A 437-nucleotide genomic window follows, 5' to 3' on the forward strand; every position below is an offset into this window, starting at 1 on the left:
GGCAGGGCGAGTTGATCACGGCGGTCGAGATCCCCGCGTATCCGCGTCCGCTGAAGTCGGCCTACCTCAAGCTCCGCGACCGGCAGTCCTACTCGTTCGGGCTCGCCTCGGCGGCCGTCGCACTGCACATCCGGGGTGGCGTGATCCGCGAGGCGAAGGTCGCCGCCGGCGGTGTGGCCACCGTGCCGTGGAAGCTGTCCGCCATCGAGCGGGCCCTGATCGGCGAGTGGCCCTCGGACCGGCTGTGGGCCGAGGCCGCCACTGCGTCTCGGCAGCGACCGGCGCGGCCGACTGAACGCCGCGATCCACGACATCGACGCCGAGACCTCCTCGTACGAGACCTTCAACGAGGCGGTCATGCTGGCCGGGTGGCGTGCCCGCCGGGCGCCCAGATGGGCCGTTTCGCCCCCTTCCCCTCGACCCCCTCGCTGGAGGAG

1 protein-coding gene is annotated in these 437 nt (G+C 72.3%); it reads left to right on the plus strand.

Annotated features, from left to right (window positions below):
• Window positions 1–437, plus strand: a 437-nt coding sequence (locus tag TN53_RS42460) for an FAD binding domain-containing protein (protein ID WP_420719174.1), incomplete at both ends; no start/stop codon positions are given.

Origin of the sequence: Streptomyces sp. WM6386, assembly GCF_000972385.1 — a bacterium.
Taxonomy (GTDB): Bacteria; Actinomycetota; Actinomycetes; order Streptomycetales; family Streptomycetaceae; genus Streptomyces.